12 protein-coding genes and 1 pseudogene are annotated in these 14,343 nt (G+C 59.0%); 6 read left to right on the forward strand and 7 right to left on the reverse strand.

From position 1 onward, the window contains the following. The first annotated feature begins 323 nt into the window (after positions 1-323). The 6 genes from AAAK34_RS19060 to ruvC all read left to right on the forward strand — a co-directional run bounded on the left by AAAK34_RS19060 (position 324) and on the right by ruvC (position 6,517). The gene (locus tag AAAK34_RS19060; RefSeq protein WP_431777566.1) at positions 324-1,226 is read left to right on the forward strand and encodes an enoyl-CoA hydratase-related protein; all 903 of its coding nucleotides are present in this window, start codon (positions 324-326) and stop codon (positions 1,224-1,226) included. Then, the gene (locus AAAK34_RS19065; RefSeq protein WP_231694655.1) at positions 1,223-2,833 is read left to right on the forward strand and encodes a class I adenylate-forming enzyme family protein; all 1,611 of its coding nucleotides are present in this window, start codon (positions 1,223-1,225) and stop codon (positions 2,831-2,833) included. Before AAAK34_RS19060 ends, AAAK34_RS19065 begins: the two co-directional genes overlap by 4 nt. Beyond that, the gene (locus AAAK34_RS19070) at positions 2,830-4,020 is read left to right on the forward strand and encodes a CoA transferase (protein ID WP_231694654.1); all 1,191 of its coding nucleotides are present in this window, start codon (positions 2,830-2,832) and stop codon (positions 4,018-4,020) included. The genes AAAK34_RS19065 and AAAK34_RS19070 overlap by 4 nt, the downstream gene beginning before the upstream one ends. 100 nt (positions 4,021-4,120) lie before the next feature. After that, a complete protein-coding gene (locus tag AAAK34_RS19075; RefSeq protein ID WP_431777567.1) occupies positions 4,121-5,077 on the forward strand; it encodes a Bug family tripartite tricarboxylate transporter substrate binding protein in 957 nt (318 codons plus the stop codon). 142 nt (positions 5,078-5,219) lie between these two features. Next, complete coding sequence (locus AAAK34_RS19080; RefSeq protein WP_231694652.1) at positions 5,220-5,972, forward strand: GntR family transcriptional regulator; 753 nt, start codon at positions 5,220-5,222, stop codon at positions 5,970-5,972. Positions 5,973-5,977: 5 nt separating this feature from the next. Continuing rightward, positions 5,978-6,517 (forward strand): crossover junction endodeoxyribonuclease RuvC, encoded by a 540-nt coding sequence (gene ruvC, locus AAAK34_RS19085; protein WP_231694651.1) that lies wholly within the window; start codon positions 5,978-5,980, stop codon positions 6,515-6,517. Positions 6,518-6,589: 72 nt separating this feature from the next. Here ruvC and AAAK34_RS19090 read toward each other — a convergent pair whose 3' ends face one another. The 7 genes and pseudogenes from AAAK34_RS19090 to urtB all read right to left on the reverse strand — a co-directional run bounded on the left by AAAK34_RS19090 (position 6,590) and on the right by urtB (position 14,207). Continuing rightward, complete coding sequence (locus AAAK34_RS19090) at positions 6,590-6,778, reverse strand: hypothetical protein (RefSeq protein ID WP_231694650.1); 189 nt, start codon at positions 6,776-6,778, stop codon at positions 6,590-6,592. A gap of 54 nt (positions 6,779-6,832) precedes the next feature. Continuing rightward, on the reverse strand, positions 6,833-8,701 hold the full coding sequence (locus tag AAAK34_RS19095) for a CotH kinase family protein (RefSeq protein ID WP_231694649.1): 1,869 nt from the start codon (positions 8,699-8,701) through the stop codon (positions 6,833-6,835). Between the two features lie 326 nt (positions 8,702-9,027). Continuing rightward, positions 9,028-9,857 (reverse strand): annotated as a pseudogene (locus AAAK34_RS19100) (urease accessory protein UreD). A gap of 67 nt (positions 9,858-9,924) precedes the next feature. Then, the gene (urtE, locus tag AAAK34_RS19105) at positions 9,925-10,617 is read right to left on the reverse strand and encodes an urea ABC transporter ATP-binding subunit UrtE (protein WP_231694647.1); all 693 of its coding nucleotides are present in this window, start codon (positions 10,615-10,617) and stop codon (positions 9,925-9,927) included. Positions 10,618-10,644: 27 nt separating this feature from the next. Next, complete coding sequence (urtD, locus tag AAAK34_RS19110; protein WP_231694646.1) at positions 10,645-11,523, reverse strand: urea ABC transporter ATP-binding protein UrtD; 879 nt, start codon at positions 11,521-11,523, stop codon at positions 10,645-10,647. Continuing rightward, entirely contained in the window at positions 11,520-12,662 is a 1,143-nt protein-coding gene (gene urtC / locus AAAK34_RS19115) for an urea ABC transporter permease subunit UrtC (protein ID WP_231694645.1), read from the reverse strand. The genes urtD and urtC overlap by 4 nt, the downstream gene beginning before the upstream one ends. Before the next feature lie 3 nt (positions 12,663-12,665). Continuing rightward, a complete protein-coding gene (gene urtB, locus AAAK34_RS19120; RefSeq protein ID WP_231694847.1) occupies positions 12,666-14,207 on the reverse strand; it encodes an urea ABC transporter permease subunit UrtB in 1,542 nt (513 codons plus the stop codon). Between the last annotated feature and the right edge of the window lie 136 nt (positions 14,208-14,343).

Here is a 14,343-nt window from a genome sequence, read left to right on the forward strand (position 1 = left end):
ACCTCCATCTCCGTTCAGGCTGAGTTCCTCCCGGGTTCCGAATGAGCCAGCGGAAGCACCCCGACGCACTCCGCTAGTACAGATCAAGCATCACGATCAACAGGTGCCACAAGCGCACTACAGATCTATACCGGTCACGCCCCTGCCCGGGTAATACTTTCCTCTGAATTCCGGCAAGCTGGTCCTCACTCGAGTCCAACCTGCCCCTTTGTGCTCAGCAAAAAGCGGCGGGACAAACGCTGAAGAAACGCACTTCTAAGCCTGCACTCTTGACTATTCAAAATTTTGGCCCTACCATAATTACATTCGTAAAAAATCATTGGTTGGACCAATTGAAATTACCAAGTCAATTACAGAACTGCCAGCGTAGGACCGACATGGAACTTAAAGTGATGGACTTCAGCGTCGACATCGATGGCGTAGCCACCGTCCGCTTCAACAGACCCGGGCGAGGCAATTCGTGGACCGCTCGTATGAATCACGAATACCGATGGATCATGGCGACGCTCGACGAGGACCCTGCGGTGCGCGTGATAGTGCTGCGCGGCGCTGGTAAACAGTTCTGTGTAGGCGCGGATTTCAAGGCGCTGGACTTCTATGCTGAGGAAAATCGGGATTACATGGCCACCGTGGATACCCGGGCAGCTGCGCAACCGGGTCACGGTGTTCGCCCTGAGTTCGAGCACGATCTGGTGTGGGCATGGGGCTTGCGCAAGCCGGTGATCGCGGCCATCAACGGCCCTTGTGCCGGCATCGCAGTAGCCATTGCGGCGTACTGCGATCTGCGCTATGCGGTAGCGGGCGCCAAAATCACGACGGTCGCCGCTCGGCTGGGGCTGCCAGCGGAGTATGGCCTGGGCTGGGTCCTGCCGCGTTTGATGGGCGTGACGCATGCGGCCGATGTGCTTCTCACCGGGCGCATATTCACCGCCGAGGAAGCTTTGAAAATGAACTTTCTCAACGACGTGTTCGCCCCTGAGGAGTTCGATGATCGCATCGCCGAGATCGCGCGCAATATGGCGCGCACAGTCTCGCCACAAGCGGCGCTCACCACTAAACGCCAACTCTATGCGGAACTCATGGAATCTGACGTGGGGGCCTGTATAGAGGACAGCAAGCGACGCATCGGCCAGGCCATGCATCAACGCGATTTCAAGGAAGGCGTTGCCGCAATGGCCGAACGCCGGGCACCACGTTTTCAAGGCGTGGGAAAGGACGACCAGTGAGTACGAACACAGCCACCCTCCGTAGCATTCGGTGGGGCACGCAGGTTGAAACAGGTAGCGTCAACGGCCATCCCTGCCGCATGTACGCCGAGCGGCCCCGTGCCATGGGCGAGCTCTTGCAGGACGCGCAACGTTGGGCCGACAGGGAGTTCATTGTTCAGGGAAATCGCCGTCTGACCGGCCGCCAACACGCCGCAGGCGTGGCGCGAGTCGCTGCGCACCTGCGCAGGCTCGGTCTTCGCAGCGGCGACCCTGTGTTGTTGTTGGGTTTCAACCAAATCGAATGGCTGACCAGCTTCTGGGCTCTTCAGTGCTGCGGTGCGATGGTTGCTCTGGGCAACGCTTGGTGGAGCCAGCAGGAACTCGATGACGCCGCCGATCTGGTCAAACCGCGCTTTGTTCTCGCCGCCGACCAGCTCACGCTCCCGCAATACGAGGGCGCCACTGGTGTGTCATTCGAAGAGGTGCGCGAGATTGCCGAATGCGACACGGACGAACCTCTCGTGCTTGACCCGGTGGACGAAGAAGCCCCGGCTGTGGTGATTTTCAGCTCTGGGACGACCGGCAAAGCCAAGGGGCTGGTGATGTCGCACCGCGGCGCGATTGCGAACATCCAGAACCTGATGACCATGACCGGACGCCTGCCGAGCGAGCTGGGCCCATCGCACCCCGGCACGGTGAGCCTGGTGACCATGCCGCTGTTCCATCTGGGTGGATTTCAGATTTCCATCATGACCCTGCTTTCGGGCGGCAAAGTCGTCTTCCTGCGTCGCAAGTTTGAACCCATTGAAGTCCTGGAACTGATGCAGCAAGAGCGCGTCCGTTCATGGGGTAGTGTGCCCACCATGGTGGCGCGCGTGGTCCAGCATGAACGGTTTTCCGAGTTCGACACCAGCAGCGTATCCAGTGTTCAAATGGGTGGGGCACCCATACCGCATGAATTGCGTGAACAAGTCGGCAGGGCATTCCCTGCCTCACGCAAGCGCGTGGGTGCCATGTACGGCCTCACGGAAGTCGGCGGCGTGCTGGCAACAGGCTCGGGCGATGACGTTCAAGGCCGCCCCGGCTGCGTGGGTCGCCCGCTGGCCACGGTAGAGATCCGCCTTGCCAACGCAGACGCAGACACAGGCGGCGTAGGCGAGATCATGGCACGCACGCCCACCGCCACGCTCGGCTATCTGGGCGACAACACGCGCGTGGACGACGCAGACGGCTGGATTGCATCGGGCGATCTGGGCCGATTCGACGAAGAAGGCAGGCTCTACATCGTGGGCCGCGCCAAGGACATGATCATCCGGGGCGGCGAGAACGTGGCCAGCGTGCACGTCGAGCGCTGCCTGCGTACACATCCAGCGGTCACGGAAGTCGCTGTGGTGGGACTCCCCCACGCCGATCTAGGTGAAGAAGTGTCTGCCGCAGTGGTATTACACCCAGATGCCACTGTCACCGCGATAGAGCTACAAGCCTACGCCGCTGAGCAACTGGCTCGTTTCGAAGTGCCCTCCCGCTGGTGGTTGCGCCATGAACCGCTCCCCACCAATCCCACAGGCAAGGTACTCAAACGAGACTTGGCCGCTTCCTGGCCCGGTGAAGAGGTGACAACATGAACACATCTTTCACCTACGCGACGCCCAGTGTGCTTGAAGGCGTTCGCGTACTCGATCTCACCCAGATGGTGGCCGGCCCATTGTGCACGCTTTTGCTGGGCGACATGGGCGCCGACGTGATCAAGGTGGAGCCTCCCGGCGGCGATACCGCGCGTCACATTGGCCGCAATCGCCCGTGCGGCGAAAGCGACTATTTTCTTAGCATGAACCGCAACAAGCGGAGCATCGTGCTTGATCTGAAGCAACCCAAGGACCTGGAAACCTTGCGCGCGCTCGCTGCACGCGCCGACGTGCTGGTGGAGAATTTCCGCCCCGGAACCATGGAAAAGCTGGATATCGGCTACGAGACACTCAAATCCGACAACCCTGGCCTGATTTACTGCTCTCTCTCGGGTTTCGGAAGCGACGGGCCTTACCGTGATCGACCCGCTCTGGATCCCGTGATACAGGCGATGTCCGGGCTGATGCAGTTGACCGGAACGCCAGACAGCGGCCCACTCAAGCTCGGCGTGTTGCTGTCCGATTTCGTGCCTCCGCTGTTCGGAACGATCGCGGTATTGGGCGCACTTCGTGCCCGGGATGCCGGTGGTTTGGGCCAGCGTATCGAAATTTCCATGCTGGATGCCACCGTGTTCTCAATGGTCCCGCGTGAGCAATACTTCTTTTCAACCGGAAAGACGCCCGAGCGGTCCGGCAATGCCCACTACCAAATGGCGCCGTGGAACACGTATGTCACCGCCGATGGCATGCATTTGATGGTCGTAGCGCATACCGAGAAATACTGGCGTAACTTGGTGCAGGCCATACAAATTCCGAGCCTTAGTGACGACATCCGATTCGTGGACAACAAATCTCGCATGGCTAATCGCGATGCATTAGATGCCGTGTTGTCCAAAGCCTTCGCCACTGACAACCTGGTTTCTTGGACGCGGCGGTTGTCCAACGCTGACGTACTGTTCTCACCAGTGCGGGATTTCGTACAAGTTTTTTCTGACCCGGCCGTGCGCGACTCGATGGTGCAAACGGTGACACACCCGACAGCGGGCGAGTTACCCCTGCTGCGAAGTCCGATGCGGATGAACGCCACGCCAGTCTCGATTCGTAGCGCCCCTCCCCTTCTCGGCGAGCACACCCAAGAAATCTTGTCCGAGCTTGGAATCCAACCGCCATCACTCAAAGGAGAGTAAGCAAACCTCAATCCCAAAGCAACCTGAACCTATCCTATTAGGAATAAAAAAGTAGCAAAACCAAGAGAAACATCAGGAGATGAATGTGAGAACAAATTGGATGGTATCCCTTGCAGTCGGCCTGCTGGGTACCGCAAACCTTTACGCCGCTGCCCCCGCTTGGCCATCATCGCAGCCAGTCAAGATCGTCGTACCGTTCAGCGCTGGCACGGGACTTGATGACGTGGCTCGCGGCTTCGCTGAGGAACTAGCGACCCAGACTAAGGGTACGTTTTCCGTCGAAAACAAGGATGGCGCAGGTGGAACCATCGGAGCCATGGCTGCCCTTCGCGCACCGGCTGACGGAAATACCATGCTGTTTACAGCTCATGCGCCGTTCGCAGTGGCGCCCTACATGCAGAAGGCTGCGCAGTACGACCCCGTTTCCGATTTTGAACCCATCGCGAAGATCGCCATCATCCCAATGGTGTTAATCACGAGTGGTAACTCCAGTCTCCGCGATTTCAACGGGATGGTGACGGAAGCGAAGGCTCACCCCGGGAAGCTAAGCTATGCATCCTCCGGTATAGGTACGCCCAGCCACCTCAACGTGGAAGTCGTAAAAAGAGAACTCGGTCTAAACATCGTTTCCGTGCCTTATAAAAACACAGGCCAGGCGATGACCGACTTGATTGGCGGCCAGTTTGCTCTTTACATGCCCTCATTCCCCGCTGCTCTTCCCATGTTGCGTACTGGCCAAGTACGCGCGCTGGCCATCGGCTCCGCGCAGCGGTCCGATGTCATGCCAGATATTCCGACCCTGGCTGAAGTCATGAAGGTACCCGGATTGGAAGCGGTGGTATGGTACGGATTCTTCGCACCTAAAGGTACACCTGCGGATGTGGTGGCCCGCATGGAATCCGAAATCGTGAGGGCGACACCGAAGCTCGCAGACAGGCTCAAGAAGCTAGGTGCGCAGCCTGTGCTCGTGCAAGGCAATGAGTTCCGTCAACAACTAAGCAAAGACGCAGAGAATTCGAAAAGCCTGTTACGCGCACTGAACATCAAGGCAGAGTAACCCCACGGCGTAAATCCTGTCAGTGACACAAAAGGAACCCCGCTTCGGCATCCCGGAGCTGGCGTGAAGGGTGGCAGAATTCCTGCACTAAGCGGCCCTCAACGAGGGGCCAAGTTTTAAATTCCTTCTGTTCTCTCGCGCTATGCCCGCTCTTAACTCTCAAGTCTTCAAGCCGCTGCGAAAACGCACTTTCGAAGAGGTAGCTGCACGCATCCGTGAGCAAATAGCCGCCGGCGGACTGAGAGAAGGTGACAAGCTCCCTGCAGAACGTCACCTAGCAGAGTCCCTTGGTGTCAGTCGAAACACGGTACGCGAAGCCCTGCGTTCAATGGAGCATGCTGGGTTGCTGGAACTGAAGCCCGGCTCAGGGGGAGGCGCGTATATTTCAAATGGCGGGGTCCAGGCGATCAAAGTCGCTTTCGACGACATGATGAGTTTGGGCATCATGAGTTCGCAGGATTTGATGGAAGCCCGTATCGTGCTGGGCCGTGAAGTCGCTCGTCTAGCGTGCCTTCGATACACAGACAGTGATATGGAGGCCATGCAAGCCAATGTAAAACAAATGCGCGCAGCGGCGGCGGCAGGTGACCTGAAGCTGCGTGTGCGCTACAGCGTCGATTTTCACCGAATGCTGGCGCGAGCGGCCGGCAACCCGGTGCTGGCCATCATGACAAATGTGCTGGTTGACATCACCATGAACTTTGTCCGCGTTCTGGGCGAAATGCCCAACGAATTCGTGATCGAATCACGCGAGCGCATGCTGACACATCTTTGTGCACGAGATGTGGACAACACGGTTCACGAGTACACCGACTATATGGAGAAAGTTTTGCGCAACTATCTGCGCGATGTCCGACTCGATCCCAAGCAGCTTTCACCCACCAGTGCGAGTTGATAAACATGAGAATTCTCGGCATCGATCCAGGCTTGCGCACCACTGGCTTTGGCGTGCTGGACGTGGAAGGGACCAGTCTCCGTTATGTGGCCAGCGGAGTCATCGAGACATCGAGGGTTGACACCGGCAACCTGCCTGCACGCTTGAAGGTCCTGTTCGACGGGATCTGCGAACTGAAGGCGCGCTATCAGCCCGATGCGTCGGCGGTAGAGATCGTATTCGTGAACGTCAACCCTCAGGCTACGCTGCTGCTGGGGCAGGCGCGCGGAGCCTGCATTACCGCATTGGTGTCATGCGACCTATCAGTGGCAGAGTACACGGCTCTGCAAATGAAACAGGCCGTGGCCGGGCACGGAAGGGCGGCCAAGGAACAGGTTCAGGCCATGGTGCAGCGGCTATTGAATCTGCCTTCGGTGCCGCGCCCTGACGCAGCAGATGCGCTGGGCCTGGCGATCACGCATGCGCATGCAGGCCGCACGATCGAGCGCCTGCAAGCGGCCGGCCAGGCGCGCAGCACCAGCAGCATGTACCGGCGGGCTCGCTGATCGTCAACACGATCGACAGCACTCGCACAGCGGGTGCGTGAGCTTTAACCTGGAACCGTTTCCAGGTTCAACCTAAAAACGGTAGTTGGACGCGCGCGAGCAGGTCGTCATCGGGTGCGCTGGCAAGGCGTGAGGACGCGGCAGGCTCGTGCCTGCAAGAACGAGCAACGCCGCCAGCGTGCCCGAGGGCGGCCTGATCGGGTGCGTAGCGCTCTCACCTAACGGGTGAACGTTATCGAAGCCATGACATTGAGTGTTCATGCGGCTTTCCTGACGATTGCAAGCGGTCGACTGACTGCCGTTTTTAGGTTTAACCTACTCCCCGATGTTCTGGTCCATCCAACTGGCGCGCTCCGTCATCCAATCCCGCAGATACCGAACCTCTGCCTCATGAGACCCCAGGACCACGGCGTTCGGCCAAACCCACTGATCCAAGATCGGCCAACGCTCAAAATTTCGAGTTTGCGAAGCACCCATCGCCGCGGCTGCCTGTTCCACGAACCGATCAACGCGGCGCATCTGGCTGCTCAAATACTTCCAGCGGGCCTCTCTCAAGAACCGGAAGCTCTGCTCTTCCATCAGCGTATTGAAATACCAGCCATTGAACCGCTCCGGCAGGTACCAGCCATGAGGATGCTGCACGAAATTGGTCGTATTGTTGTTGCCCGCTGCAATATCAAAATCCCACACCGGGCCAAAAATGAGCCTCCCGTCAGGCAAGCTTCTATACATACTGGTACTACTGAAGAACACGTCGTTATTCTTCAGCAATTCGTTCACCAGAGAAAAATCAATCAACGACTCAAGATCAATGTACTGCGACACCCTGCCCATGCGATCCACGACGGATCGGTCACGCAGAACGTCCTCCAGATGATTGAACCAACGCGCCACCCTCGCGGTCTGTTCACTGTCAGAGTCCGTTTGCATGGCATAAGGAATGCTCGTCTCGGTTCTGAACCAGAAGTGTGAATCCAGACGCTCATCTATCTCGATCAAAAAAACGTCGTTGAACTCAGACAGAGGCGCAGCCGTATTCACGCCTTCTTTCATGGCCTGCGCTTTGAGCTCCACCTCCAACTCATCAGTCCTGTTGCTCAACTGATACTGCCCGAGGTACTCGCCATTGAACACAAGTTCAACCATCCGGCTCTGGGGCGTGTAAGGCATGCCAAGCGTTCTGGCCAGGCAGAAAGCGACCTCGTTGCGCAACAAGGTCTTGTCTGCATAGTTGGCCAGCAGTGTCCACTGCCGGCCACTTGTCATTCCCAGCAGACCAGCCGAGGCGTCCAGCATTAGCCGGAAAGGCTTCTTGGGCATCCCCCATGTAGAGTTGCCCCGGCCGCGAATCTTCGCCCCCAGGTTTTCTGCCTGCGTCACGCCATCTGCGCCTTGCAGGCCGATCAGTGCTTTGACATCGTTCTCTTTATCGAGCACTGGGGCGCCGCCCTCGGTCACGATATTCATGCGATGAACTTCAGGGACCAGACAAAGCTCCAGCCCCAGCGTGCCCCGCACATCCGTCTTCACAAAATAAGCTGTAGCCGCAGGTAAAAGCTGACCCGTGGAACCATCCACATAGCGGGACAGGCTCTCGATCAATGCCAGCGACGCTTTAGTGACCACGGATGCTGAATACCCCTCCGTGCCAGATTGTTCGCGCGCCGCGTCGATCGCCTCGCGCAGCGCCACTTGCGCCACAGGCTCGATGCTGGCCCACGTGGCACTCAGACTCACACCCTCAGCCAGCCCAAAGGTGCGCACAATATCGCCATAGGCCGCATTGGCATCGGCGGCAGAACGCGAGAGCACCTGGCTCGCCACCAGAGTATTGAGCACATTGAGCTCGTTAGACCAGCCCGCCCAGGTGGCTAGCCGGTGCGGCTGCCCTTCAGCGGCCTTACCTCCCGCAGGCTCTGCGACGAGCAAGTGCTGCGAGACGTCCAAGCCGACATCGACCAGGATCTCGTAGCGGCCTTCTGCATCCGCACGCGCTGCCGGATCACCAGCGTCGCACTGAAGATTGAGATTCCTGTCCACGCAAACCCTGGCACCGGCCCCCAAGCTAATGGTGCCTGTTATCTTCTGCTGCTCCGAAGAACCCGACTCCCCTCCACACGCCGCTACTGCCGCAGCAGCCAAAGCGACCGCGAGCAAGCGAAGCTTTCCTTCCAAATTCCTCATGATGGGATCATCCTAGAAACAGTTGAACGCGCCCGAGGGGGTCGTCATCGGAGTATCGAAATAGAGTGTTCACGCGGCTCTCCTGATGATTGCAAGCGGTCAACTGTCGTTTCCAGGATCAACTTTTCCTGCTTCTGTGGCAAACGGTGCACCACTAATGCGCACGTACCAAAGAATTCATTCCCGCCTACTCATCAGCCCTGAGGAGGTCATGTCAAGCCGCAAAATTGATACGAATAGTTTAACTTTTCTACAATAGTAGATTCATTGCATCAAGTAATCCTGCCCAGAGTCAGTAACCTTAGCCCTGGATGCCTAGGGCAGCCTCACATAGCCCAAATCCTGGGTACACGAGCTTGCAGCCCCCAGAGCTGGGCGCGCCAGTGTGCCCACACGGTTTTCCAGAGGATCATCACCGGCTCCACCACCGGCGCCAGCCCTCGCAGCACCAGCATGTGGTCATTGGGCGCGGTCACACCGGCGATCACCCCCTCAGGGGCAGATTGCAGCAGCTGATGAGTCACCTCCAACAACGCCTCCCGCTGGACGCGCGACAAAGGCGTGCCGCTGGCCAGAATCAGGGTAGCCATGCAGCGCTGTCCGGCCAGTCCGAGTGATCCATCAAGCAAAAGCTTGTCTTCAGCATGAATGGTGCCGTGCTCCAGAAAAACTCCGGGCCATTCAAGATGTTGCGTGAGCAACCCTTGATCAAAATGCTGATCTGCCATGGGAAGCCCCAACGCTGTGACGTCCCAAGCCAGCAACTGAGCACCCTCTGCGAGAGTGAACTCCACTTGGTTGGCAGCATCGCAGGCCTTATAGGCGATGGCCTCTAGTGGCAACCACTCCAGCCGTGCGCCGGCGCCGAGATTAAGCTGGGTGCGTTGCAGCGCCTGATGGCCGTTGCTTCTATAAAAGCGTGTCGCACCTGGCGTCGTGACAAGGGCATGGGCACCCTCGCCTACCTGGACGGCAATGTCGAGCACATCGCCACCGACCAGGCCCCTGGAGGGTGCACCAGCACGTTGTGGCAGATGCCCGGGCCTTCTGGGTAGAGACTTCTGAGTACACGCAAGGGGCCATCATGCGTGAAATGGAGCGATGTTTTTTCCTGGCGTGCCTGATAGTCCAGTGCCAGCCGCGCATGCCACGCCATTTCAGAGCGTCGCGCGGTTACCGGAAGACGCCCGATAGTAAGAAACGGCAGGAAAATTGTTCATTGATCAGATGGCCACCAGTTTCTGGATGCCTTTTTCTTTCATTTCGCTGCCAGGGCCGGCAGCAATGATCTCACCGCGCTCCATGACGACATAATGGTCAGCCAGCTCTTCGGCAAAATCGTAATACTGCTCACACAAGACAATAGCCATGTCACCGCGATTGGCCAGCATGCGGATGACTCGGCCTATGTCTTTGATGATACTGGGCTGTATACCTTCTGTGGGTTCATCAAGAATCAGAATTTTTGGGCTTGGCGCCAGGGCGCGCGCAATAGCCAGTTGCTGCTGCTGGCCACCCGATAAATCACCTCCGCGGCGGTGCAGCATTTGCTTGAGGACCGGGAAAAGCTCATACAGTTCAGCAGGGATCGGGGTACGCGCAGGGCAGTAGGCCAGCCCCATGCGCAGGTTGTCTTCTACCGAGAGGCGCGAAAAGATCTCGCGGCCCTGCGGCACATAGCCCATTCCTGAACGGGCGCGCTCATAGGGCGTCTTGCGCGTGATGTCCTGCCCTTGCCATTGGATACTGCCGCTTTTTATCGGCACCAGTCCCATCAGGCTTTTGAGCAACGTGGTCTTGCCCACACCGTTGCGGCCAAGAAGAACCGTGACTTTTCCGATCTCCGCCTTGAGGCTGACATTGCGCAGGATGTGCGAACCACCGTAGTACTGGTGCAGGTTGTTGACTTCAAGCATTTTTCCTCCGCTGCATCAAAGGCCGTTTTAACGACCTAGATAAACCTCAATCACGCGCTCATCGGCTTGCACCTGGGCCAGCGTGCCTTCAGCGAGGACGCTGCCTTCACAGAGCACCGTGACTTTTTCGCTGATGGTGTTGATGAAGCTCATGTCGTGCTCCACCACCATGAGGGAATGCTTTCCCTTCAGACTGAGGAACAGCTCGGCCGTGCGCGCGGTTTCCTCGTCGGTCATGCCGGCTACGGGTTCGTCCAGCAGCAGCAGCTTGGGTTCTTGCACCAGCAGCATGCCGATCTCCAGCCATTGCTTCTGGCCATGGCTGAGCAAGCCGGCACTGCGCGTGACGCTTTGTGCCAGATGAATGGTGTGCAGCACCTCGGCAATACGGTCCTTCTGCTCGTCACTTAGCTTGAAGCGCATGGAGGCTCCGACGCCCTTGTTCGCCTTGAGGGACAGCTCCAGGTTTTCAAACACCGTGAGATCTTCAAAGACCGTGGGTTTCTGAAATTTGCGCCCTATTCCCATGGCGGCGATCTCGGGCTCCCTATAGCGCAGGAGATCGATGGTGGAGCCGAAGAACACCGTGCCGCTGTCAGGACGTGTCTTGCCCGTGATGATGTCCATCATGGTGGTCTTGCCGGCACCATTGGGGCCGATGATGCAGCGCAACTCTCCGGGTGCGATGTCGAGGCTCAAGCCGTTGATGGCCTTGAAGCCGTCGAAGCTCACATGAACGTCTTCAAGGTAAAGAATGCGGCCGTGCGTCACATCGACCTCGCCGGCCTGCATGTGCCGGGCCAGGTTGGCGGAGCGGTCGCCGGATTCAGTGGCCATACCGGCACTCTGCCGCTCCCGGTAGGCGTTCAGGCGTTCCGCGCCTGTCTGCATGAGATCAGGGGTCATGCGCCTTCTCCAGAGTTGGCCACGGTAACGGCCTGAGCACCTCGCTTTTTACGCCACTGCCGGAGTTGCACAGGCAGGCGAATCAGACCGCCGGGCATGAACAGTGTGACCACGATGAACAAGCCCCCCAGCACATACAGCCAGTACTCCGGCGCCGCCACAGTGAGCCAGCTCTTGCCGCCATTGACGGCAAATGCGCCCAAAATGGGTCCAAGCAGACTGGCGCGACCACCCACCGCTGTCCATACGGCCATCTCGATCGAGTTGCCCACGCTCATTTCGCTGGGGTTGATGATGCCCACCTGCGGAACATAAAGCGCACCCGCCAAGCCGCACATCATGGCAGAGATGACCCAGATGGAGAGCTTGTACGGCAGAGGGTTGTAGCCGCAGAACATGGTGCGCGACTCGGCGTCCCGCACGGCCTGGAGCACGCGCCCATACTTGCTGCGAATAAGCCAGCGCGACATCAGGAAGCACCCTAGCAGCGCCAGCCCGGAGAGTGCGAACAGCACTACCTGCATGCTCGGCGTGCTCAGCGAAAATCCCAGGATGCTCCTGAAACCGGTGAAGCCATTGTTGCCGCCAAAGCCTGTTTCGTTACGAAAGAACAGCAGCATGGCTGCATAGGTCAGCGCCTGGGTGATGATCGAAAAATACACGCCCTTGATGCGCGAGCGGAACGCAAAATAGCCGAACACGCCACCAATCACGCCGGGCACGAGAAACACCAGGAGCAACGTGGCCGTGAAGCTGCCCGACAGGGCCCAGTGCCAGGGCAACTCCTTCCAGTCGAGGAAACCCATGAACGCCGGTAGGGCGCCCGGGCCGGCGGCCTCACGCATCAGGTACATGCCCATGACGTATCCGCCCAGCGCAAAAAACAGGCCGTGCCCCAGGCTCAGGATGCCGGTGTAACCCCAGATCAAATCAATGGCCAAGGCACACATGGCATAGCACATGAACTTGCCCAGCAAACCCACCATGTAGTCGGACAGATGCAGCGCACTGCTTTCGGGCACCATCAGATTCAGGACAGGCACCACAGCGCAGATCACTATGAATGCGCCGAGAAACGCGGTCCAGCCCTTGATACCCAGCAAGGGCTCCGGCGCGGGTAGCTTCAAGCTTGGTTCCATGACTCAGGTCTCCGCGCTGCGGCCCTTCAAGGCAAAGATGCCTTGCGGACGCTTCTGAATGAAAACAACAATGAACAGCAGGACGGCAATCTTGGCCAGCACTGCGCCAGTCCAGCCTTCCAGCAGCTTGCTGAGCACCCCCAGGCCCAGGGCTGCATACACGGTTCCCGCGAGTTGACCCACTCCCCCCAATACGACAACGAGGAAGCTGTCCACGATGTAGTTCTGACCGAGGTCCGGACCCACATTGCCGGTCTGGCTCAAGGCGCATCCGGCCAGGCCAGCAATGCCGGAGCCGAGTGCGAAGGCGTAGGTGTCGGTGCGAGCTGTGTTCACGCCCATGCAGGAAGCCATGGCCCGGTTCTGCGTGACGCCGCGCACGAACAGCCCCAACCGGGTGCGCGCGATCATGAAGGCCACCGCGCCCAATACCGCAAAGGCAAAAATGATGATGGCGATGCGGTTCCAGGGCAGCGTAAGGTTAGGCAGCAGTTCCAGCCCTCCGCTCATCCAGGAGGGGTTTTCCACGCCCACGTTCTGCGCGCCGAAGAGGCTGCGCACCGTCTGCTGGAGCACCAGACTGATGCCGAACGTCGCAAGCAGTGTCTCCAGCGGCCGGCCATAGAGGAAGCGGATGACGCCCCGCTCCAGCACCGCGCCCACCACGGCTGAGGCCAGGAACGCCACCGGCACGGCCACCACCAGATACCAGCCGAACATGGATTCGGGTACAAAGCGCTGGAACAATGTCTGCACCACATAAGTGGCATAGGCCCCGATCATGATCAGCTCGCCGTGAGCCATGTTGATCACACCCATCAGGCCGTAGGTAATGGCCAGGCCCAGCGCTGCGAGCAACAGCACCGATCCAAGGCTGATACCGCTAAAAATCTCGCCCAGCCGCTCTCCCCAGGTGAGCGATTCGGAAATCGATGCCAGGGCATCCTTGAGTGCCTTCTGCACGGCGGGATCGGCTTCTTCGGCGAGGCGCTGGTTCAGCAGCAGCAGCGTCTCGGGTGTTTGTTGCCTAGCGAGCTCTCCAGCGGCGAGTATGCGTTGCCCCGGATCTTCGCTACTCAAGAGACTGGCAGCCTTGGCGCGGGTCAGCAGCGCCTTGACCCGTTCATCCTGCTCGCTGACCAGTGCTTTCTCGATCAAGGGCAAGCGTGCAGCATCCATGTCAGCGGCCAGCTGCTCGGCCGCTTTCAGGCGAATACGCGCATCGCTGCTGCCTAGAGCCAGGGCCGCTTGCGCTGAGACGATCACGCCGCGCATATAGTTGTTGTTGACGACCTCTTCAGCATCCTCCGGCAGCTTGACGGCTTGGCCGGTGACCGGATCGGTCGCTGTGTCCCCTTCGACGATGTAGGCCTTGCCGTCTGCTGTGCGCACGGCGTCATCGGTCAGGGCCTGCAAGTAGGCGGCGAGCTTCCCGCCATCATCCGGCTCCAGCAGCGCGCCCTGAATGGCTTCCACCCGGGCCTCGCTGCCATCCGCCGCAGCCATCGAAAATGCTTGCTCAGCGGTGAGTGCGTGGCTGTACATGCATGCCAGCGCGCACGCGCCTCCCACGGCGATGCTTCGCCATGTCTTTAGCCAGTACCTCATATCAAACCCATCCGAAAAGGTGGGGGGACAAGGATCCACCCCCGCCCTTCCCTATGCCCCTGAGCTCCCTTTT

Source organism: Ottowia caeni (assembly GCF_050821495.1).
GTDB lineage: Bacteria > Pseudomonadota > Gammaproteobacteria > Burkholderiales > Burkholderiaceae_C > Ottowia > Ottowia caeni.

Excerpts from the sequence above, each read along its gene's own strand:
- urtB (WP_231694847.1), bottom strand. The coding sequence starts at position 14,207 with ATGTACAGCCACGCACTCACCGCTGAGCAAGCATTTTCGATGGCTGCG.
- ruvC (WP_231694651.1), top strand. The coding sequence starts at position 5,978 with ATGAGAATTCTCGGCATCGATCCAGGCTTGCGCACCACTGGCTTTGGC.
- urtD (WP_231694646.1), bottom strand. The coding sequence starts at position 11,523 with ATGACCCCTGATCTCATGCAGACAGGCGCGGAACGCCTGAACGCCTAC.
- AAAK34_RS19075 (WP_431777567.1), top strand. The coding sequence starts at position 4,121 with ATGGTATCCCTTGCAGTCGGCCTGCTGGGTACCGCAAACCTTTACGCC.
- AAAK34_RS19090 (WP_231694650.1), bottom strand. The coding sequence starts at position 6,778 with ATGAACACTCAATGTCATGGCTTCGATAACGTTCACCCGTTAGGTGAG.
- AAAK34_RS19070 (WP_231694654.1), top strand. The coding sequence starts at position 2,830 with ATGAACACATCTTTCACCTACGCGACGCCCAGTGTGCTTGAAGGCGTT.
- urtE (WP_231694647.1), bottom strand. The coding sequence starts at position 10,617 with ATGCTTGAAGTCAACAACCTGCACCAGTACTACGGTGGTTCGCACATC.
- AAAK34_RS19080 (WP_231694652.1), top strand. The coding sequence starts at position 5,220 with ATGCCCGCTCTTAACTCTCAAGTCTTCAAGCCGCTGCGAAAACGCACT.
- urtC (WP_231694645.1), bottom strand. The coding sequence starts at position 12,662 with ATGGAACCAAGCTTGAAGCTACCCGCGCCGGAGCCCTTGCTGGGTATC.
- AAAK34_RS19095 (WP_231694649.1), bottom strand. The coding sequence starts at position 8,701 with ATGAGGAATTTGGAAGGAAAGCTTCGCTTGCTCGCGGTCGCTTTGGCT.